15 protein-coding genes and 1 pseudogene are annotated in these 19,775 nt (G+C 72.7%); 12 read left to right on the top strand and 4 right to left on the bottom strand.

Annotated features, from left to right (window positions below):
• The first annotated feature begins 25 nt into the window (after positions 1 to 25).
• The 3 genes and pseudogenes from ABT245_RS32100 to ABT245_RS32090 form a co-directional block, all read left to right on the top strand.
• Complete coding sequence (locus ABT245_RS32100; RefSeq protein ID WP_351740392.1) at positions 26 to 1,138, top strand: nitronate monooxygenase; 1,113 nt, start codon at positions 26 to 28, stop codon at positions 1,136 to 1,138.
• Entirely contained in the window at positions 1,135 to 2,685 is a 1,551-nt protein-coding gene (locus ABT245_RS32095; RefSeq protein ID WP_351740389.1) for an acyl-CoA synthetase, read from the top strand. Before ABT245_RS32100 ends, ABT245_RS32095 begins: the two co-directional genes overlap by 4 nt.
• A 70-nt stretch (positions 2,686 to 2,755) precedes the next feature.
• A pseudogene (locus tag ABT245_RS32090) lies at positions 2,756 to 3,343 on the top strand (AMP-binding protein); the annotation flags it as partial.
• Positions 3,344 to 3,967: 624 nt separating this feature from the next.
• On the opposite strand, the gene ABT245_RS32085 reads toward ABT245_RS32090, so the two are convergent.
• Entirely contained in the window at positions 3,968 to 5,587 is a 1,620-nt protein-coding gene (locus tag ABT245_RS32085) for an acyl-CoA synthetase (protein ID WP_351740386.1), read from the bottom strand.
• A 175-nt stretch (positions 5,588 to 5,762) separates the two neighbouring features.
• Here ABT245_RS32085 and ABT245_RS32080 point away from each other — a divergent pair, with 175 nt between their 5' ends.
• The 7 genes from ABT245_RS32080 (at position 5,763) to ABT245_RS32050 (ending at position 11,955) form a co-directional block, all read left to right on the top strand.
• Positions 5,763 to 6,563, top strand: a complete 801-nt coding sequence (locus tag ABT245_RS32080; RefSeq protein ID WP_351740384.1) for a crotonase/enoyl-CoA hydratase family protein — start codon at positions 5,763 to 5,765, stop codon at positions 6,561 to 6,563.
• 42 nt (positions 6,564 to 6,605) lie between these two features.
• A complete protein-coding gene (locus ABT245_RS32075; RefSeq protein WP_351740382.1) occupies positions 6,606 to 7,547 on the top strand; it encodes a Zn-ribbon domain-containing OB-fold protein in 942 nt (313 codons plus the stop codon).
• Positions 7,544 to 8,614 carry a thiolase family protein gene (locus ABT245_RS32070; protein WP_351740379.1) on the top strand — a complete coding sequence of 357 codons (1,071 nt, stop codon included), beginning with the start codon at positions 7,544 to 7,546 and terminating at the stop codon, positions 8,612 to 8,614. The genes ABT245_RS32075 and ABT245_RS32070 overlap by 4 nt, the downstream gene beginning before the upstream one ends.
• On the top strand, positions 8,611 to 9,777 hold the full coding sequence (locus tag ABT245_RS32065) for a thiolase family protein (RefSeq protein WP_351740376.1): 1,167 nt from the start codon (positions 8,611 to 8,613) through the stop codon (positions 9,775 to 9,777). The genes ABT245_RS32070 and ABT245_RS32065 overlap by 4 nt, the downstream gene beginning before the upstream one ends.
• Positions 9,778 to 9,859: 82 nt before the next feature.
• Entirely contained in the window at positions 9,860 to 10,102 is a 243-nt protein-coding gene (locus tag ABT245_RS32060; protein WP_351740374.1) for a DUF397 domain-containing protein, read from the top strand.
• Positions 10,103 to 10,226: 124 nt separating this feature from the next.
• Positions 10,227 to 11,189: a universal stress protein gene (locus ABT245_RS32055; protein ID WP_351740371.1), complete on the top strand. Its 963-nt coding sequence runs from the start codon at positions 10,227 to 10,229 to the stop codon at positions 11,187 to 11,189.
• Positions 11,190 to 11,457: 268 nt separating this feature from the next.
• Entirely contained in the window at positions 11,458 to 11,955 is a 498-nt protein-coding gene (locus tag ABT245_RS32050; RefSeq protein WP_351740368.1) for a hypothetical protein, read from the top strand.
• Positions 11,956 to 11,981: 26 nt separating this feature from the next.
• On the opposite strand, the gene ABT245_RS32045 is transcribed toward ABT245_RS32050, so the two are convergent.
• On the bottom strand, positions 11,982 to 13,958 hold the full coding sequence (locus ABT245_RS32045; protein ID WP_351740365.1) for an N-acetylmuramoyl-L-alanine amidase: 1,977 nt from the start codon (positions 13,956 to 13,958) through the stop codon (positions 11,982 to 11,984).
• A 614-nt stretch (positions 13,959 to 14,572) separates the two neighbouring features.
• Positions 14,573 to 15,712, bottom strand: coding sequence for an aminoglycoside phosphotransferase family protein (locus ABT245_RS32040; protein ID WP_351740362.1), 1,140 nt, complete (start codon positions 15,710 to 15,712; stop codon positions 14,573 to 14,575).
• Positions 15,713 to 15,965: 253 nt separating this feature from the next.
• Between ABT245_RS32040 and ABT245_RS32035 the strand changes: the two genes are divergently transcribed.
• Entirely contained in the window at positions 15,966 to 17,459 is a 1,494-nt protein-coding gene (locus ABT245_RS32035) for a DNA-binding protein NsdB (RefSeq protein ID WP_351740359.1), read from the top strand.
• A gap of 69 nt (positions 17,460 to 17,528) precedes the next feature.
• Here the strand turns inward: ABT245_RS32035 and ABT245_RS32030 are convergent, their stop codons facing one another.
• Positions 17,529 to 18,968, bottom strand: coding sequence for a PP2C family protein-serine/threonine phosphatase (locus ABT245_RS32030; RefSeq protein ID WP_351740356.1), 1,440 nt, complete (start codon positions 18,966 to 18,968; stop codon positions 17,529 to 17,531).
• 362 nt (positions 18,969 to 19,330) lie between these two features.
• On the opposite strand from ABT245_RS32030, the gene ABT245_RS32025 reads away from it, so the two are divergent.
• Positions 19,331 to 19,744 (top strand): SsgA family sporulation/cell division regulator, encoded by a 414-nt coding sequence (locus tag ABT245_RS32025; protein WP_351740353.1) that lies wholly within the window; start codon positions 19,331 to 19,333, stop codon positions 19,742 to 19,744.
• Positions 19,745 to 19,775: the final 31 nt, after the last annotated feature.

The following is a 19,775-nucleotide window of genomic DNA, read 5'->3' as shown; positions in this document are numbered from 1 at the left end:
CCGAGGACTGCGGCATCCTGCGCCCATGCAGACGGAGCTGAGCAAGCAACTGGGAGTCGAGCACGCCGTCTTCGGCTTCACGCCGTTCCCCGCCGTCGCCGCGGCCATCAGCCGGGCCGGCGGATTCGGCGTGCTCGGCGCGGTCCGCTACACCGCCCCCGACGACCTCAGAGGCGACCTCGACTGGATCGATGCGCACACCGACGGCCGGCCCTACGGACTCGACGTCGTCATGCCCGCCAAGAAGGTCGAGAACGTCACCGAGGCCGACGTCGAGGCCATGATCCCCGAGGGACACCGCCGGTTCGTCACGGACACCCTCGCCAAGTACGGCGTGCCCGAACTCGCCGCGGGTGAGCCCTCCGGCTGGCGCATCACCGGCTGGATGGAGCAGGTCGCCCGCAGCCAGCTCGACGTCGCCTTCGACTACCCCATCCGGCTCCTCGCCAACGCCCTCGGCTCCCCGCCCGCCGACGTCGTGGCCCGCGCCCACGACCGGGGCGTGCTCGTCGCCGCGCTCGCCGGCAGCGCCCGGCACGCCCGCAAGCACCGCGACACGGGCATCGACATCGTCGTGGCACAGGGCTACGAGGCGGGCGGACACACCGGGGAGATCGCCTCCATGGTGCTGACCCCCGACGTCGTCGACGCCGTCGACCCACTGCCCGTACTGGCGGCCGGCGGCATCGGCAGCGGCCAGCAGGTGGCGGCGGCACTGAGCCTGGGCGCCCAAGGAGTGTGGCTGGGCTCCATATGGCTGACCACCACAGAGGCGGAGCTGCAATCCCCCGCCCTCACCCGCAAACTCCTCGCCGCCGGGTCCGGCGACACCGTCCGCTCGCGCGCCCTCACCGGGAAGCCCGCCCGGCAGCTGCGCACCGAGTGGACCGACGCCTGGGACGGCCCGGACGGGCCCGGCACCCTCCCCATGCCTCTGCAGGGCCTGCTGGTCGCCGAGGCGGTCTCCCGCATCCAGAAGTACGAGGTCGAGCCGCTGCTCGGCACCCCCGTCGGCCAGATCGTCGGCCGGATGACCACCAGGCGCGACGTCCAGGCCGTCCTCGACGACCTCACCCGCGGCTTCGAGCGGGCCGTCGACCGCATCAACCGCATCGCCGGAAGGAGCGGCCGGTCGTGAACACACCCCCCACCGGCTTCTGGGCCCAGGCCACCCGACACCCCGACCGCACCGCCCTCGTCGCCCCCGACGGCGAGCGCTGGACCGCCGGGCGGCTGCACGCCGCCGCCAACCGGCTCGTGCACGGCCTGCGCGCCGCGGGCCTGGAGCGCGGCGACGCCCTCGCCGTCGTGCTCCCCAACGGCGTCGAGTTCCTCACCGCTTATCTCGCCGCCACCCAGGCCGGGTTCTACCTCGTGCCCGTCAACCACCACCTCGTCGGCCCCGAGATCGCCTGGATCGTCGCCGACTCGGGCGCCAAGGTGCTCATCGCGCACGAGCGGTTCGCCGGCCCCGCCCGCCGCGCCGCCGACGAGGCCGGCCTCCCGGCCACCCACCGGTACGCGGCCGGCACTGTCGAGGGCTTCAGGCCGTACGCCGAACTCCTCGACGGACACAGCGAGTCGGCGCCCGCCGAGCGCACCCTCGGCTGGGTGATGAACTACACCTCGGGCACCACAGGCCGACCCCGCGGCATCCGGCGCCCGCTGCCCGGCAAGCCCCCAGAGGAGGCCTACCTCGGCGGTTTCCTCGGCATCTTCGGCATCAAGCCGTTCGACGACAACGTCCACCTGGTCTGCTCGCCGTTCTACCACACGGCCGTGCTCCAGTTCGCCGGCGCGTCCCTGCACATCGGGCACCGACTGGTCCTGATGGACAAGTGGACGCCCGAGGAGATGCTGCGCCTCATCGACACCCACCGGTGCACCCACACCCATATGGTCCCCACACAGTTCCACCGCCTTCTGGCGCTCCCCGAGCACATACGGCAGTCGTACGACGTCTCCTCCATGCGGCACGCCATCCACGGCGCCGCGCCCTGCCCCGACCATGTGAAACGGGCCATGATCGACTGGTGGGGGCACGCCGTCGAGGAGTACTACGCGGCCAGCGAGGGCGGCGGCGCCTTCGCGACCGCCGAGGACTGGCTGAAGAAGCCCGGCACGGTCGGCCGGGCCTGGCCGATCAGCGAACTCGCGATCTTCGACGACGACGGCAACCGGCTGCCGCCCGGCGAACTCGGCACCGTCTACCTGAAGATGAACACCGGCGGCTTCGCCTACCACAAGGACGAGACCAAGACCCGCAAGAACCGCATCGGCGACTTCTTCACCGTCGGCGACCTCGGTCACCTCGACGAGGACGGCTATCTCTTCCTGCGCGACCGCAAGATCGACCTGATCATCTCGGGCGGCGTCAACATCTACCCCGCCGAGATCGAGTCCGCGCTGCTCGCCCACCCCGCCGTCGCCGACGCCGCCGCCTTCGGCGTCCCGCACGACGACTGGGGCGAGGAGGTCAAGGCCGTGGTGGAACCGGCCCCCGGGCACCAGCCAGGACCCGAACTGGCCGCCGCCCTGCTCGCCCACTGCGCCGAACGGCTCGCCGGCTACAAACGGCCGAAGAGCGTCGACTTCGTCGCCGAACTGCCCCGCGACCCCAACGGCAAGCTGTACAAGCGGCGGCTGCGTGACCCCCACTGGCAGGGCCGGGACCGCCCGGTGTGACCAGGGGCGGCCCGGTGAACGGGCCGCGGATTCTTGACCTTCCCGCGCGCCGGCCCGAGGATCGGGTGCCATGACGCAGGGACACGGCAGCACGGTCGACGGGGTGCTGCGGCGCAGCGCCCGGCGCACACCCACGCGGATCGCGGTGGAGTACGGCGAGCGCCGCTGGACCTACGCGGAACTGGACGACGCCGTCTCCCGCGCCGCCGGCCTGCTGCGCGCCCGGGGCCTCGCCCCCGGCGACCGGGTCGGCGCCTACGGCCACAACTCCGACGCCTATCTCATCGCCTTCCTCGCCTGCGCCCGCGCCGGACTGGTCCATGTGCCGGTCAACCACCAGCTGACCGGCGACGACCTCGCCTATATCGTCCGTCAGTCGGGCAGTTCCCTGGTGCTCACCGACCCGGCCCTGGCCGGACGGCTCCCGGACGGCGTCCCCGCGCTGCCGCTGCGCGACACCGACGCCTCGCTCCTCGCCTCGCTCCCGGCGACACCCCCGTACGAGGGCCCGGAACCGCGCGCCGAGGACCTGGTGCAACTGCTGTACACCTCCGGCACCACCGCCCTGCCCAAGGGCGCGATGATGACCCACCGGGCCCTGGTGCACGCGTACCTGAGCGCGATCACCGCCCTCGACCTGAGCGCCGGCGACCGGCCCGCGCAACGCCAGCGGCAAGATCCTCAAGCGGGAACTGCGGGAACGGTTCGGCGGCGGGCACCACGGGAACTGACCGGGCCGGGCGAGGCCCCCGCGGCTCGGCAGCGGCCCGAAGCGGCGCGGGGAACGGCGCGGCCGACCACGATCCCACCGCCGCCGGCCGACGGCCCGGCCCGGTGCGGCCGACGGCCCGGTGCGGCGCGGCCGGCGGGGCGTTCAGCGCGGGCGCAGGTCCACGATCCGGCGGATCTTGCCCACCGACCGCTCCAGCTGAAGGGCTCGCAGGGCTGTCGCGTCGAGCCGTTCCCCCGCGTCGAACAGCTCCTTCGCCTCTGTCATCCGGCACCTCTCCCTCACCGTCCGCGTCAATTCGGGCGACCGATCATTCGGTTGCCGTGCCCGGATCGGTAATTCAGCCCGGCACGGCCCCCGGCAAGGGGTCTGCCTGCACTTTCTCGCACATCCGGGCGCGACCGGACGGCCGACGACGGGGAGGCTTTGCGCGACCACATAGGGCCCGACCACATGGGGCCTGACCACATGGGGCCTGACCATATGAGGCTCGACCCCATGGATCTGCTCGCGCGCGACGGGCGGGAGCCTCGTTCGGTTTCGGTGTGCCGGCTATCGGTTCGCGGTCGTCGCCACCTGCCGGGCCCAGCGGTAGTCCGCCTTGCCGCTCGGGGAGCGCTGGACGGTGTCCGTGAGCACGAGCTGGCGGGGGATCTTGTAGCCGGCCAGTTGGGTACGGCAATGGCGCTGCACGTCCGCCAGGGACAAGGTGTCGGCGCCCTCCCGCAGCTGCACCACCGCCGCCACACGGTTGCCCCAGGTGGCGTCCGGCACCCCGGCCACGAGCGCGTCGTACACGTCGGGATGCGACTTGAGCGCCTGCTCGACCTCCTCCGGGTAGACCTTCTCGCCGCCCGTGTTGATGCACTGCGAGCCGCGGCCGAGCACGGTGACGACGCCGTCCTCGTCCACGGTCGCCATGTCGCCCAGCAGCACCCAGCGCTCGCCGTCCTTCTCGAAGAAGGTCTCGGCGGTTCTCCCCGGGTCGTTGTAGTAGCCGAGCGGCACATGTCCGCACTGCGCGACCCGCCCCACCGCACCGGCCGCGACCGGCTCATGGGTCGCCGGGTCCACCACCCGGGTACGGGAGTTGACCTGGATGCGGAACCCGCGCCGTTGCCCAGAGTCCTCCGTCGCCGTGCCGTTGAACCCGGACTCGGAGGACCCGAAGTTGTTCAACAGCATCGCGTTCGGGACGAGTTCGCGGAACTGCCGGCGCACCGTCTCCGACATGATTGCCCCCGACGAGGAGACACTGAACACCGAGGAGCAGTCCGTGCCCTTCATGGGGCCCCGCAGCGCGTCGATCAACGGCCGCAGCATCGCGTCCCCGACCAGCGACACGCTGGTGACCTTCTCCTGCTCGACGGTCCGCAGCACCTCCTCGGGCACGAACTTGCGGTGGATCACCACACGCTGCCCGAAGTCGAAGCCGATGAACGCCGTCAGGGTGGAGGTGCCGTGCATCAGCGGGGCAGTGGGGAAGAAGGTGATCCCCGCACCGCCGGCCGCGACCCGCTCCGCCAGCTCCTCCGGTGTCCGCACCGGCTCTCCGGTCGGCGCGCCACCCCCGAGGCCCGCGAAGAACAGGTCCTCCTGACGCCACATCACGCCCTTGGGCATCCCCGTCGTGCCGCCGGTGTAGATGATGAACTGGTCGTCGCCCGAGCGTGCCGGAAAGCCACGCTCCGGGGAACCGGCGGCCTCCGCGTCCGCGAACGCGACGGCGGGCACGTCGGCGGCGCCCGGCGCCGGCTCGCCCACCCGCACCAGGTGCCGCAGCCCCCCGGCCCGCGGCAGCGCCGCCGCCACCCGGCCCGTGAACTCCGTGTCGAAGACCAGCGCCACCAGGTCGGCGTCCCGGTAGAGATAGACCAACTCTTCCTCGACATAACGGTAGTTGACATTGACGGGGACGATCCGTGCCTTCAGGCAGCCGAGCACCGTCTGGAGGTATTCGACGCCGTTGTAGAGATGCAGCCCCAGATGCTCGCCCGGACGTATCCCGCTGTCGAGCAGATGGTGCCCGACGCGGTTCGCCGCCGCGTCCAGTTCCGCATACGTCAGCCGGCGCTCGGCGCCCGTGCCCGGGTGGTCGACGTACACGAGCGCCTCGCGGTCCGCGACCGCGTCGACGACCGACTCGAACAGGTCGGCAAGGTTGTACTCCACGGTTCCTCCTGACCCGGGCGTACCTGACATCCGACGGTTCGCCGGTCATCAGAGCAAAGGGCGCCACAACTGTGAAGGCCTCGCACCAAGAAATCTGACTGACTGTCAGAAAACCCTTGAAGTGCCCTCCCGCCTACTGCAACCTGTTCTCGTTCCGGCAGAGGGGAGATGGGTCATGGCTGGCACGGAACACCTCACCGTGCGGCGCGAAGGCGCCACACTGGTCCTCACGCTCAACCGGCCCGAGGCGAAGAACGCGCTCTCGCTGCCCATGCTCGTCGGCCTGTACGACGGCTGGCTCCAGGCCGACGCCGACGACACCGTCCGCTCGATCGTGCTCACCGGGGCCGGCGGCGCCTTCTGCGCCGGGATGGACCTCAAGGCCCTGGCCGGCCGGGGCATGGCGGGGGAGCACTACCGGGACCGGCTCAAGGCCGATCCCGACCTGCACTGGAAGGCGATGCTGCGCCACCACCGGCCGCGCAAACCGGTGATCGCCGCGGTCGAGGGGCACTGCGTCGCCGGCGGCACGGAGATCCTCCAGGGCACCGACATCCGGGTGGCCGGCGAGTCCGCGACCTTCGGGCTGTTCGAGGTCCGGCACGCACTGTTCCCCATCGGCGGCTCCACCGTCCGGCTGCAACGCCAGATCCCGCGCACCCACGCCCTGGAGATGCTGCTCACCGGACGGCCGTACAGCGCCCGCGAGGCCGCCGGCATCGGACTCGTCGGACATGTCGTCCCCGACGGCACCGCGCTCGCCCGCGCCCTGGAGATCGCCGAACGGATCAACGCCTGCGGCCCGCTCGCCGTCGAGGCCGTCAAGGCGTCCGTGTACGAGACCGCCGAGATGACCGAGACCGACGGCCTCGCCGCCGAACTCGCACGCGGCCGGCCGCTCTTCGAGACCGCCGACGCCAAGGAGGGCGCCCGCGCCTTCGCCGAGAAGCGGCCCCCCCTCTACAAGCGCGCCTGACCCCGTGCCGGCCCGCCCCACCCGCGAAGGAGACAGCCGCCGATGCCCGACGTCCTCAAGGCCCCCCTCGTCCTGGAGTTCCCCTTCACCCGCTCCCTCGGCCCCGTCCAGAGCGCCTTCCTGACCGGCCTGCGCGAACGCGTCGTGCTCGGGGTGCGCACGGACGACGGCCGTACCCTCGTCCCGCCCGTCGAGTACGACCCCGTGACCGCCGAGGAGATCCGCGACCTCGTCGAGGTCGCCCCCACCGGCACGGTCACCACCTGGGCCTGGAACCACCGCCCCCGGCCCGGCCAGCCCCTCGGCACCCCCTTCGCCTGGGCCCTGGTCCGCCTCGACGGCGCCGACACCGCCCTGCTGCACGCCCTGGACACGCCCGGCCCCGACACCGTGCACACCGGCATGCGGGTCCGGATCCGCTGGGCGAAGGAGCGCACCGGCGCCATCACCGACATCGCCTGCTTCGAACCGTACGACGGGCCCGCCGCCCGGCCCGCCGGGCACAGCGGCGCGTTCGCGGACCCCGTCACCGGCATCGTCGCGCCCGCCCGCCTCGAGTACACCTACACGCCCGGCCGCGCCCAGTCCGCCCACATCCGGGCGCTCGCCGAACGGCGCACCGTCGGCGAACGCTGCCCGTCCTGCCGCAAGGTGTACGTGCCGCCCCGGGGCGCCTGCCCCACCTGCGGCGTCGCCACCGCCGAACAGGTCGAGGTGGGGCCCCGGGGCACGGTCACCACCTTCTGCATCGTCAACATCAAGGCCAAGAACCTCGACATCGACGTGCCCTATGTGTACGCGCACATCGCCCTCGACGGCGCCGGCCTCGCCCTGCACGGCCGTATCGGCGGCATCCCCTACGACCGGGTGCGCATGGGCCTGCGTGTCGAACCGGTGTGGACCGAGGGCGCCCGCCACCCCGACCACTACCGGCCCACCGGTGAGGCCGACGCGGACTACGACACCTACAAGGAGCTGCTGTGACCCGCGCACAGGTGCCGGACCCCGGCCGGATCGCCGTCGTCGCCTTCGCCCAGACCGACCACCGCGCCGCCGCCGAGGAGAACTCCGAGGTGGAGATGCTCATGCCGGTGCTGCACGAGGTACTGGACCGCACCGGCCTGAAGACCGCCGACATCGGCTTCACCTGCTCCGGATCAAGCGACTACCTGGCCGGCCGCGCCTTCTCCTTCACCCTCGCCCTGGACGGCGTCGGCGCCTGGCCGCCGATCTCCGAGTCACACGTCGAGACGGACGGCGCCTGGGCGCTGTACGAGGCCTGGACCAAACTGCTCACCGGCGAGGCCGACACCGCCCTCGTCTACTCCTACGGGAAATCCTCGCCCGGCTCCGTCCGGGACGTACTGACCCGCCAGCTCGACCCGTACTACCTCGCCCCGCTGTGGCCGGACGCCGTGGCCCTCGCTGCGCTCCAGGCGCAGGCCCTCATCGACGCGGGGGAGACCGACGAGGAGGCGCTGGCCGCGATCGCCGCCCGCAACCGGGCCGCGGCCACCGCCAACCCCCACGCCCGGCTGCGGGGTCCCGTCCCGCACGGGGAGTACGTCGTACGGCCGCTGCGCACCGGCGACTGCCCGCCCGTCACGGACGGCGCCGCCGCCGTGATCCTCGCCGCGGGCGACCGGGCCCGCCGGCTGTGTCCGCGGCCCGCCTGGATCCGGGGCATCGACCACCGCGTCGAAGCCCACGCCCTCGGCCTGCGCGACCTGACCGACTCGCCCTCCGCGCGGCTCGCCGCCGAGCGGGCCGGCGCCTTCGAACGACCCGTCGACACCGCCGAGTTGCACGCGCCGTTCAGCGCGCAGGAGGTCGTGCTGCGCAAGGCGCTGCGGCTCGGCGACGACGTGTGCGTCAACCCGTCCGGCGGCGCACTCGCCGCCAACCCCGTCATGGCCGCCGGGCTCATCCGCATCGGCGAGGCCGCCGCCCGCATCGGACGCGGGGCGTCCGACCGGGCGCTCGCCCACGCCACCTCCGGCCCCTGCCTGCAACAGAACCTGGTCGCCGTCCTCGAAGGGGATCCCCGATGAGCAAGGAGCCCGTGGCCGTCGTAGGGATCGGCCAGACCAAGCATGTGGCGGCCCGCCGGGACGTGTCGATCGCCGGCCTGGTCCGCGAGGCGGCCCGCCGCGCCCTGGACGACGCCGAACTGACCTGGTCCGACGTCGACGCCGTGGTCATCGGCAAGGCACCGGACTTCTTCGAGGGCGTGATGATGCCGGAGCTGTACCTGGCCGACGCGCTCGGCGCCGTGGGCAAGCCGCTGCTGCGGGTGCACACCGCGGGCTCCGTCGGCGGCTCCACCGCCCTGGTCGCGGCCGGACTCGTCGCCGCCCGCGTGCACACCACCGTGCTCACCCTCGCCTTCGAGAAACAGTCCGAGTCCAACGCCATGTGGGGACTGTCCCTGCCGATCCCCTTCCAGCAGCCGCTGCTGGCCGGCGCGGGCGGCTTCTTCGCCCCGCACGTACGCGCCTATATGCGGCGCACCGGGGCCCCCGACACCATCGGCTCCCTGGTCGCCTACAAGGACCGGCGCAACGCGCTGAAGAACCCGTACGCGCATCTGCACGAACACGACATCACCCTGGAGAAGGTCCAGGCGTCCCCGATGCTGTGGGACCCCATCCGCTACTCGGAGACCTGCCCCTCCTCCGACGGCGCCTGCGCGATGGTCCTCACCGACCGGGCCGGCGCGGGCCGCGCGCCCCGGCCGCCCGCCTGGATGCTCGGCGGCGCCATGCGCAGCGAACCCACCCTCTTCGCCGGCAAGGACTTCGTCTCCCCGCGGGCCGGCCAGGACTGCGCCGCCGACGTCTACCGGCAGGCCGGCATCGCCGACCCGCGCCGGGACATCGACGCCGTCGAGATGTACGTGCCGTTCTCCTGGTACGAGCCCATGTGGCTGGAGAACCTCGGCTTCGCCGAGGAGGGCGAGGGCTGGAAGCTCACCGAGTCCGGCGTGACCGCGCTCGACGGCGACCTGCCCGTCAACATGTCGGGCGGCGTGCTGTCCACCAACCCGATCGGCGCCTCCGGCATGATCCGCTTCGCGGAGGCCGCGCTCCAGGTACGCGGACAGGCCGGGGAACACCAGGTGGAGCGGGCCAGGAGAGTGCTCGGCCACGCCTACGGCGGCGGCTCGCAGTTCTTCTCCATGTGGCTGGTGGGTTCACGGCCCCCCGACTCCTGAAAGGTCCCCCGGACGTGGCCTGTTGGCGGTCGGAACCGGTCGCTAGGCTGGCCGCGGACGACGAATCGGGAGGAGCACGGACGTGGCCGAGAGCACCATCCAGCAGCAGCCGCGCATGGGCTGGGACAAGCCGGATCTGGACCTCAGCAAGGCGCAGTGGCAGTCCAGCAGCCGAGGCCTCGGCGATGTCCAGATCGCCTTCGTCGAGGGGTTCATCGCGATGCGCAACAGCGGCAGTCCCGGGAGCCCTTCCCTGATCTTCACGCCCGCCGAGTGGGGCGCCTTCGTGTCCGGCGCGCGGGAAGGCGAGTTCGACCTGACCTGAGCCGCGCGGCGGCGAGCCGATCCGGGGGTGTTCCGCGCCGATTCGCGGACACGCGACCGACAGGACCTTCCGGGACCGGGGCCTGAGTGAGGCTGACCCCGGAAGGCAAGGTCACATCCCGGAGGTGAGGACGACGAACACCCAGCCGGTCATCGCCGCGGTCGACGGCTCGCAGGACAGCCTGCGCGCCCTGGACTGGGCCCTGGACGCCGCCCGGCGGCGGGCGGCACCGCTGCGCGTGGTGCATGTGCGGCAGTACGCGCCATGGGGCCGGCCCGAGGCCCTGGCCGCGGGCCCGCCCGAACCGGACGACGACCGGGTCCTCGCCGAGGTGCGCACCCGGCTGCGCGGGCCCGCGGCGGCACAGCCCGTCGAGTACGTCACCCTGCGCGGCGCGCCCGCCGCGGTGCTGCCCGCACTGGGCGCCGAGGCACAACTGCTGGTGCTCGGCTCCCGGGGGCGGGGCGGCTTCGCCAGCCTGCTGCTCGGCTCCAACGGCATGGCCGCCGCACGCGACGCGGCGTGCCCGGTCGTCGTCGTGCCCCGGCCCGGCCGCGGTGGAGGCACCTTTGACGCCTCTCCGGCCGTGGGGGAGCCCGGCGAGCCGCCGGCCGGGCCGGGGTCCCGGGTGGTCGTCGGCGTGGACGTCGACAACCCCGATGACATCACGCTCACGTTCGCCTTCACCGAGGCCGATCTGCGCGGTGCGCTCCTCCAGGTGATCGCCGCCTACCGGTGGCCCGCGCAACCGCTGATGGCGCCCGGCGAACTCGTGCCGCCCCTCATCGACCAGGACGCCGTGGAGAACGAGACCCGGGCCCTCGCCGAGGGCCTCCTCGCCCCGCACCGCGCCCGGCACCCGGCCGTCCGCGCCGAGGCCCAGGCACTGCCCGGAGACGCCGCGGGCAGCCTCGTCGCGGCTTCCGGGGGCGCTGGGCTGGTGGTGGTGGGGCGGCATCGGCGGCGGTTGTCGGCGCCGGCTCGGATGATGGGTTCGGTGACGCATGCGGTGCTGTTGCATGCGGCTTGTCCGATCGCCGTAGTGGCGCCGTCTCCACGGGAGGACGCGACCCCGCCCGAGGAGTGACCGGGGCCCGTGTGGGGGCCCTTCCGTCGGTCGGGTGCCGGCTGGGGGTGCTGTGTGACGCATGCGGTTGTGCGGCCTGTCCGATCGCCGTCATGGAGTCGTCCGGGCACGAGGACCCGGGGCCACCGCAGGAATGAACCGGGCCTGTGTTCCGGCCCCGCACGCCCGTCGGGTGCCGCCCGGCACGGTCCGCGGAGCGGGGCACGGCTTCCCTGAGGGGACGCCGCCCGGGCGTCATCGACCGGGGCCGGGCACGTACCATGGCCGCATGTCGTTCCTCCGCCGCCGCAGCGCCACTCCCGCCGGGCCCGACTTCGACGTGCTGGCCATGGACCCGGGCGACTGGCCCGGCAATCTGGGCGCGGGCCTGCTGCCCGCCCCCGACGGCACCTGCCAGGGCGTCTTCCTGCGCTACGACCTGTTCGGCGGCCGCGGCCCCGCCATGATCATCGGCAATCTCCCGGAGGGATCCCCGGCCCGCGACACCGCCGACGGGGAGATCCCCTTCGAGGTCGCCCAGCTGCTGCTGGCGCTGGAGAACGACGAGGAGGTCACCGTCACCGGCAGCGAGGACATGCCGGTGCTCCAGGGCGACAACCTGCTGATCGTGCGCCGGCTTAAGCTCTCCGAGACCCGCATCTCATGTGTCCAGTTCGACCGCAGCGACGGCGTCCTGGTCACCATCGCCGCCTGGGACCGCCCCATCACCGACGACCTGTACGCCCTGCTGAAGCCGCTCCCGGCGGAGCTTTTCCAGCAGGGCTGACGGGCGGCCCCCACCCGGCAGAGCGGCTATCCGGCCGACGACCGCACGTCCACGTCGGCGGCCCGCACATACGCCACCCGGTGGCCGTACTGGATCTGGTAGTACAGGTCCTTGCCGACCACGACCCGGTGCGAGTCGGCGGTGAACGTGACCGCGTAGTAGTACTCGCCGGGCAGTTCGTCCCCGACGACATACCTCTGGCCCGCCGGGATCGTGTACGGCAACGGGGACACCGCCTGCGCGGGCACGTCCGCCGGATAGGCGTCCTTCTCCGGGTACGCCCTGCCGTACACCGGAACGCTCGCGAGCCCCGCCCTGGGTGTGATCACACGTCCGGCGGCGGCCACGGCCGTGGGCTGTCCGACCGGGTTCCTGAACCAGGCCTTCTGGCCCAGGTACCAGATCGCCGTCCACTCGCCCCAGCGGTCGGCCACGGCGTACTGCTGCCCGGTCGAGACCCGCGAGGACAGGTCGTTCACCCCGGTGGTCGGCGCCGTACCGAGGCCGATGTCCCTGATCAGCGCGGAGTTCTCGGCGTGGTCGGAGTACAGCCGCACCTCGCTGGAGCCGTGCGCCGCACACGGCACGCCCGCGGTGGCGCACCCCGTGTACACCGGCCGGTTGCGCGCGTAGTCGGGCAGGATCGTGACCAGACCGCCCTTCGCGTCGGCCGTGCGCTTGAACGGCCGGTGCAGCAGCTCGAAGTAGTGCCGCCAGTCCCAGTACGGACCCGGGTCCGTGTGCATGCCCGGCACGGTGGAGGTGGTGGGGCCCGGCACATTGTCATGGCCGAGGATGTGCTGCCGGTCCAGCGGGATGCCGTACCGCGCGGCGAGGTACCCCACCAGCCGGGCCGAGGACCGGTACATCGCCTCCGTGTACCAGGCGTCCGGCGAGGCGAGGAACCCCTCGTGCTCGATGCCGACCGACTTGGCGTTGACGTACCAGTTGCCCGCGTGCCACGCCACGTCCTTGGCCTTGACGTGCTGGGCGATCAGCCCGTCCGTGGAGCGGATGGTGTAGTTCCACGACACATAGGTCGGGTCCTTGATCAGGTCGAGTACGCCGTCCCAGGCGCCCTCGGTGTCGTGGATGACGATGTACTTGATGCTCTGCGCGGCCGGCCGGTTCCCCAGGTCGTGGTTGCCGTAGTTGCCGTCCCCGAACTCCTCGTACGGTGCCGGCACCCAGGTGCAGGACACTGAGGCGGGGCACTCCGTGCCGTCCTTGGCGGCCGGGGCCGCACCGGCCTGCTTCAGCTGCCGGGTGTCCGCGGCCAGGCCCGGCCGCGCGGCCAGCGCGACCGTCTGCCCGTCGTCCGTGGTGCGCTGCGCGCCGGCGCGCAGCACGTCGTACACGTCGTTCGCGTACGCCGCCGCGGTCGCGGTGTCGTCGGCGCCGGAGAACCGGGCCACCGCGCCGTACCAGTCGGCCGGGTCCGCGCTGAGGGGGCGGTGCAGCTCCTGCTGGGCGGCGGCGAGCAGCGCGGCGCCGCCGGCCACGTTGGCGGCCGGGTCGGTGCGCAGCTCGGCCGCCGGGAGCCCGGTCAGCCGGGCCGCCCGCGGCAGCGTTTCCAGACGGGCCGGGATCGCGGACGCGTCGGGCACGCCCGCCTCCGGGTGCCGGGCGGGGCGGGCGCTGTCGCCGCGGGCGTCCTCGGTGCCCTCGCTGTGGTGGCCCACGGCGGTGAGCGCGGTGCGCGCGTCGGTGAGGTGCATCGGGCCGTAGCCGCCGGTCACGCTGGGCGCCCCGGCGTGCGTGTCCCAGCGGGACTGGAGATAGGAGACGGCCAGCAGGACGCTCTGCGGTACGTGGTAGTCGGCGGCGGCCGAGGCGAAGGCGCGCTGGAGTCCGCCCGTGGCGGAGCCGGCCACGGACGGGGATGGGGACGGGGCGGCGCCGAGCAGCGGCAGCAGCAGCGCCGCGGCGGCGATGCCTCCGGCCGTCCTGCGCGTGCGTCTGCCGCCGGGCGCGGACGTGGGGTCGGTGGCGGATCCTCGCAATGCGGCCTCCTGGGATGGACGGTCGAGCGCGGTGGGGCGTGCGGGGCTGAGCGTTGCTCAGTGGTACCGGCTTGCCGACGATCCGTCAATCATGCCCAGTAGGGCGCGAATTCCCACGTCAGACGGGGCGCGCGGGAGTTTCGTGTCGATGGTGCTCGGGCCTGCGGGGCGTCAGTGGCGTACACCAATGACCGGGCCTCGCACGGCGGTAAGACCCGCGATGCCCGACGCACCTCGCGCCGCGTCGTTCGGCCCGCCACGGTGTGTCCGGTGCGCGGGGCCGACCCTTCGTCCGGCGCTGCACGACATCGGATCGCTGGGCGCTGCACGGCACCGGGTCGCCCGGTTCTGCGCGCATCCGATCGCCTTGCGCTGCACGGCATCGGACGCCGCGGGCCGAACCGACGCGCATGGTCGGATCGGCCCGCGGCCTTGGGCGTGTTTCGAAAGTCCCGTTACGGTGTGGCACGAGGGCCTCTCTGGTCGCCGGTGCAGATGTCGCAATCCACACCAGGTCAGAAGGCCCTCACCCACTTCAAGATTTCTCAGCCGGGACCTGCGTCACCAACCTCCGTGGACAGAACACCTAGGGCGCACCGTGGCCCGCTGCTTCGTCAGCGGGTGCCGACCGCCGCGCGCACGGCCCGGCGGGCCAGTTGGCCGTCGTCGTGCAGCCTCCTGAGGAGCAGCCGCTGTTCCTCGCCGCACGGGGTGCCACCCGGCTGGGCCGGGCCCGCCGGCACCGGCGCCGCGTCGTTGATCGAACGCTGCACGGCCGTCTCGTACGTAAGGATCTCCCGGGTCAGCACGAGCATCAGGTTCACCAGGAACGCGTCCCGCGAGACGGGGCCCGCCGACTGGGCGATCTGGCTGATCTGCCGCCGGGCCGCCGGGGCGTCACCGAGCACCGACCAGAGCACGGCCAGGTCGTACCCCGGCAGATACCAGCCCGCGTGCTCCCAGTCCACCAGCACGGGTCCCGTGGGCGACAGCAGGATGTTGGAGAGCAGGGCGTCGCCGTGACAGAACTGGCCCATGCCCTGCCGGCCCGCCGCCTGCGCGATGCCGTGCAGCAGCTTCTGCAGGTCTCCCAGGTCCCGGTCGGTGAGCAGCCCCAGCTCGTGGTACCGGGCGATACGGGCCGCGTAGTCGAGGGGCGCGTCGAACGTGCCCGCCGGGGGCCGCCAGGCGTTGAGCCGGCAGATCGTGCCGAGCGCCGCGCGGATGTCGGCCCGGGGCGGGGCCTGCGCGGGATGCCGTTGCAGCGCCGCCACCCGGCCCGGCATCCGCTCGATCACCAGGGTGCAGTTGTCCGGGTCCGCCGCGATCAGCCTGGGCACCCGGACCGGCGGCCGGTGCCGGACGAACGAGCGGTAGGCCGCTATTTCGTGGCGGGTGCGCTCCGCCCAGGCCGGTGAGTGGTCCAGCAGACACTTGGCGACGGCCGTGCTGCGCCCCGTCGTGCCGACGAGGAGCACGGACCGCCCGCTGCGGCGCAGCACCTGCACCGGAGCGAACTCCGGACAGATCCGGTGCACCGAGGCGATCGCCGCGCGGAGCTGCGCGCCCTGGGGGCCGGACAGGTCGAGTCTCCCGCTGAGCGGTTGGCCGGCCGGCCCCATGGCGCGCGGTGGCCGCCCCATGCCCGGCACGGCGGCCCCCGGATGCGCGGGAGCGAGGTAGGGGCCCCCGCCCGCCGGGCGGGGGCGCGGTGGCCGGGGCGGGGCGGACACGGAGGACGATGCTGCGTACATGGGCGATACAGATCCCTTCGTGTACCTGCGGTGTCTGCCTGGTGCGCGCGCCCTCCCGGCCCGGTCGCCCGGGAGCATCCTGGGGAATGCGCCCGTTGACCGAGCGGCCACCGGGTCGGGGTGGCGCGTTCCTACCCGACACCCGCTGCCCGCTGGCACACCATCTGGCGCACCCTGGCGAACCCTGGCGAATAGTCGCCCGGCAACCTCACGCGGGCTACTGTCAACTCAGCCGAGAACCTGGGGGCTTGACGTGAGCGGACAACCCAACACCCGGCTCGCGGACCTGTTCGGCCTGGCCGGCTGGTCCAAGGGCGAACTCGCGAGGCTGGTCAACCGGCAGGCGGCGGCCATGGGCCACCCCCAGCTGGCGACCGACACCTCCCGGGTGCGGCGGTGGATCGACACGGGGGAGATCCCGCGCGATCCGGTGCCGCGGGTGCTGGCTGCCCTGTTCACCGAGCGTCTCGGCCGTGTCGTGACCATCGAGGACCTCGGTCTGGTGCGGCACGGGCGTGCGGGGAAACGGCCCGACGGCGGGAAGACACAACATCCCGACGGTGTGCCGTGGGCGCCCGAACGGACTGCCGCGGTCCTCACCGAATTCACGGGAATGGACCTCATGCTCAACCGACGCGGCTTGGTGGGCGCGGGTGCAGCGCTCGCCGCGGGATCCGCACTCAGCAGTGCCATGCACGACTGGCTGCACACCGACCCCACACTCAGGGCCCACGCCCCCGCTTTCGACGACTCCCTGCACGCCGACCCCGTTGGGTTCGACCGTTACGAGGCCGCCCCCATCGGGTCGCAGGAGATCGAGGAACTGGAGCGTTCGGTCGAGGTGTTCCGGGCGTGGGACGCGGCCCGCGGCGGCGGGTTGCAACGCAAGGCGGTGGTGGGCCAGCTCAACGAGGTGGGCGGCATGCTCGCCTACCGTCACCCCGACCATCTCCAGCGGCGCCTGTGGGGTGTCGCTGCCAATCTCGCCGTCCTCGCGGGCTGGATGTCGCACGACGTCGGCCTGGAGCCCACGGCCCAGAAGTACTTCGTCATCGCCGCCCACGCGGCCCGGGAGGGCGGCGACCGGCCCCGCGCCGGGGAGGCGCTCTCCCGAGCGGCTCGCCAGATGGTGCATCTGGGCCGGCCCGACGACGCGCTCGATCTGATGAAGCTCGCCCGGTCCGGCTCGGGCCCCGAGGTGCTGCCGCGCACCCAGGCCATGCTCCACACCATCGAGGCCTGGGCACAGGCGTCGATGGGCAAGGGGCAGGCGATGCGCCGCACCCTCGGCCAGGCGGAGGACCTCTTCGTCTCGGACCGCGGGGACGTGCCGCCGCCGAGCTGGATGCAGACGTTCAAGGAGGAGGACCTGTACGGCATGCAGGCCCTGGCCTACCGCACGCTGGCCGAGTTCGAGCCGGGCGCGGCCGTGCACGCCCAGCACTTCGCGGAGAAGGCCCTGGCCCTGCGGGTCGACGGCCGGCAGCGGTCGAAGATCTTCGACTTTCTGTCCATGGCGTCCGCGTGCTTCATCGCGCACGACCCCGAACAGGCGGACCGGTACGCCCGGTTGGCGCTGATGTCGATGGGAGCAAACTCCTCCCATCGCACCTGGGACCGGCTGCGCCAGATGTACCGCCTGACCGCCGGGTACGCCGACTATCCGAAGATCAATGAACTGCGGGAGGAGATCAAACTGGCCCTGCCGAAGCAGAAGAACAAGCGTGGCAACACCGCGCAGGCTTGAGGACGGGGACGGCTTCTGGTTCTTCCTTGCCGTCCGTGCTCTGTTGTCGGTGTTCTTTGCCCGTGCTCCCTAGGAAGACAGTTTGGCGATGAGCAGGCAGGCGTCGTCCTCGCGGTCGGCCACGCCGAACTCCTCCACCACCACCCGCACGCAGTCCTGTGCGGTGCGCGCCGCGGCGAGCCGCGGGGCCAGGCCGAGGAGGCGGTCCACGGCGTCCGTTCCGCTGGGCCCACCGGTCAGACCGTCGGTCCGCAGCAGGAGCAGATCGCCCGGTTCGAGGGTCGTGACGGCCTGTCCGTAGGCGGCTGTCGGTGTCGCGCCGAGCAGGACTCCCTCGGGTGCGTCCAGCAGGCGTCCCGTCCCGTCGCGGTACAGCAGCGGGGCGGGGTGTCCTGCTTGTGCCCATTCCAGGGTGCGGTCGGCGGGTCGGTAGCGGCAGCAGACGGCACTGCCCAGCGCGGGTTGCGCGGTGGTCTCCAGCAACTGGTTCAGCCAGCTCAGCAGCGGGCCGGGCCGGGTGCCGGCCATCGCCATCCCGCGCACGGCGCCCATCAGCATCGCCTTGCCCGAGCCGACGGTGACACCGTGTCCGGTGAGGTCGCCGACGCCCAGCACGGTGTCGCCGTCGGGCAGTTGGAGCGCGTCGTACCAGTCGCCGCCGGTCGGCGCGGTCGCCGCGGCGGGCAGCCGGTGGGCCGCGACGTCCAGGGACCCCGGTCCCCGGCGCCCGGGTCCCGGCAGGCCGTGCCACGGGGGCAGTACGGCCTCCTGCAGTTCGGCCGCGAGCCGGTGCTCGGTCTGCGCCCGCTGACGGTGGCTCTGCAACGAGTCCCGGGTCTCCCGCACCGTCCGCTGGCTGCGGCGCAGTTCGCTGACATCGCGCAGTACGGCCCACATCGAGGTGGTACCGCCGTCGGCGTCCAGCACGGGCTCGCCCATCATGTGCACGGTCCGCTCGGACCCGTCGGGCCGTACGACGTGGAACTCCCCGTCGATCGGCTTGGCGTCGACCAGGCAGTCGGTGACCATCCCCGTGAGCTTCGGGCGGTCCTCTTCGAGGACCAGGGACGGCAGCTCGTCCAGGGTGGGCGCGGGCGTGGACGGGTCACGGCCGAGGATCCGGTACAGCTCCCCGGACCAACTGACCTCGTCCGTCAGCAGGTTCCACTCGGCGCTGCCGACCCGGCTGAGCAGCGAGCCGGTCGGTGCCGGGGCGGGCACCGCCGGTTCGGCGGGGCGGGGCGCGGGCTCGGCCGGGGCGGGGGGCACCGGCGGCGGGCCGTCCCGCAGCTGCGCCAAGTGCCCGTCCAGGTCGTCGAGTTGGTGCAGCGCCAGGTCGTACAGCGCGCGCTGCCAGCGCTCCTGCGGGTCCGTGCCGTCGCCGTGCGTGTCTCTGCGTACGGCGTCCACCTCGCCCTTCAGGCGCCGCGTCTGCGATATCAGTGCCTCGACCGAGCCGCGCCCCGGCGGTTGGGCGGCTGGGCGATCCGCAGAGAGGTGGGACGGCATGACGCACTCCGATGCGGGGACGGTACGGCCAAGGAGGGCCCGGGGACCGGTTACGACTGTTGCACAGCCCGCGACGCGCTGTAAGGGATTTGGCAACACACGATACGGTGGTGCTTCTGGCATATGCCAGAGTCTTCATGTCGTGGTCGGCCGGTGTCATCGGCGTACCCGGCGGGTACAGGAAGTCGTAGCTCGACTACGCATGTTGACGGGTCATCAGAGGCATCGGTGCCGCGTCCGGCCACGTGTTCGACCTGGGCGCGCTCCGTCGTTCTCATGCCTGTTTCGCACAGTGATGCACGTCACGTCGCATGGTGCCCCGCGACGTGTCATACAGCCGGGTCCGTCGCGCTCGTACCTACATGGACACCAGCATCCGGCAGCCCGCCCGCGCCCGACTGATCACGGCCGAGGACCGGGAGGTTCCCGTGTCCGCCACGCTTCGGTACACCGTGCGGGACCCGCTCGCGGTGTTCGTCGACTTCCCACCGGAGGTGGCCCTCGACGGCGAAGGCGTCACCTGGACCTTCGCCCGTTCCCTGCTCGACGCGGGGCTTGCCGCCCCCGCCGGGGACGGGGACGTGCGCGTGCGGCCGTGCGGCGCCTCGTGCACGCTGCTGGAGTTCCGCGCGCCGCACGGCGTCGCCCTGCTCGGTTTCGGCACCGGCGCGCTGCGCCGTTTCCTGCGGCGCAGCTACGCCGTGGTGGCGGCGGGGGAGGAGGACGTCGTGACGGCCGTCGAACGCGGGCTCGGCACGCTGTTCGGCGGCGTATGACGACGCCCCGCCCCACGCCCCGAGGCCCGCG

Source organism: Streptomyces sp. NPDC001508, assembly GCF_040298665.1.
Lineage (GTDB): Bacteria > Actinomycetota > Actinomycetes > Streptomycetales > Streptomycetaceae > Streptomyces.
The sequence above is the reverse complement of the archived record's forward strand: the minus strand, read 5'-3'. Positions and strand labels throughout refer to the sequence as shown.

Coding starts and splice junctions, on each gene's coding strand:
- ABT245_RS32100 (WP_351740392.1), top strand. CDS start 26: ATGCAGACGGAGCTGAGCAAGCAACTGGGAGTCGAGCACGCCGTCTTC.
- ABT245_RS32080 (WP_351740384.1), top strand. CDS start 5,763: ATGGCTGGCACGGAACACCTCACCGTGCGGCGCGAAGGCGCCACACTG.
- ABT245_RS32075 (WP_351740382.1), top strand. CDS start 6,606: ATGCCCGACGTCCTCAAGGCCCCCCTCGTCCTGGAGTTCCCCTTCACC.
- ABT245_RS32065 (WP_351740376.1), top strand. CDS start 8,611: ATGAGCAAGGAGCCCGTGGCCGTCGTAGGGATCGGCCAGACCAAGCAT.
- ABT245_RS32050 (WP_351740368.1), top strand. CDS start 11,458: ATGTCGTTCCTCCGCCGCCGCAGCGCCACTCCCGCCGGGCCCGACTTC.
- ABT245_RS32040 (WP_351740362.1), bottom strand. CDS start 15,712: ATGTACGCAGCATCGTCCTCCGTGTCCGCCCCGCCCCGGCCACCGCGC.
- ABT245_RS32030 (WP_351740356.1), bottom strand. CDS start 18,968: ATGCCGTCCCACCTCTCTGCGGATCGCCCAGCCGCCCAACCGCCGGGG.
- ABT245_RS32025 (WP_351740353.1), top strand. CDS start 19,331: ATGGACACCAGCATCCGGCAGCCCGCCCGCGCCCGACTGATCACGGCC.